An 825-nucleotide genomic window follows, 5' to 3' on the forward strand; every position below is an offset into this window, starting at 1 on the left:
ACGATTTGAGCCCGTTGCTCGGTCGGTTTTGGACCGTCAAGCAACGTTATCGCTCGAATAAAGGCCTCTTCAACAGGGATCATATCAGGTTTCCTTTGTTGCTGGATTGGAAGCCGCAGTAGCTCGCGCCGGTGCTGCAGATTTAGCGAGGCTCGACCCGCAAAGGCAACTCCTCAGAAAAAAGAGTTGATGTTGCGCAATCTTGAGGGGCGACCATCATCGGCATGGATCTGTGTGCGGCGGGGGCGAGGCAATGCAGCGATCAAACCGGGGTGGTGTCCCAGTTGGGCACCTTTCACAAATCACACCAACGAATTGGCCCCGGGCGATGGTGTGAAATGGATCCCGATTTTGGGACCACGTGCTTAGTTGGAAGGGGCGGCTCCGTCTAATAAACGGAGCGGATGATGACGACGAAGACGAGACGCAAGATCGACGCGGCATTGAAGGCAAAGATCGCACTGGAAGCCGTGCGGGAGCAGGCGACGGTGGCCGATCTGGCCCAGCGCTACGAGGTTCACCCGAACCAGATCTATGCCTGGAAGAAGCAGCTGCTGGACCAGGCGGCCCGGGCCTTTGAGGCGGGTGTCGGGCGGGAGAGCGAGGACGCTCGCGAACGCGAGGCCGCGGTCGTTGGATGGACAACGTCTTCATCGAGCGGCTGTGGCGCAGCGTCAAGCACGAGGACGTCGTGTGCCGTGGAAGTCAGGCGTCGGCCTGAATCCTGACGAAGCTTTGTCAGAGATGGAGGATGGCCCTCCGAAGTCGACCTGCAGGGGTAGACGTCAAACCGCTCCGAGCTGCGAGGGTAAAGAGCCCTAGTAG

1 pseudogene is annotated in these 825 nt (G+C 59.4%); it reads left to right on the top strand.

Annotation, left to right across the window (positions count from 1 at the left end):
• Positions 1–407: 407 nt before the first annotated feature.
• Positions 408–569 (top strand): annotated as a pseudogene (locus tag EHH60_RS39000) (transposase); the annotation flags it as partial.
• Between the last annotated feature and the right edge of the window lie 256 nt (positions 570–825).

It is taken from the genome of Bradyrhizobium sp. RP6, from assembly GCF_003837805.1.
In the GTDB taxonomy this organism is placed as follows: Bacteria; Pseudomonadota; Alphaproteobacteria; order Rhizobiales; family Xanthobacteraceae; genus Bradyrhizobium.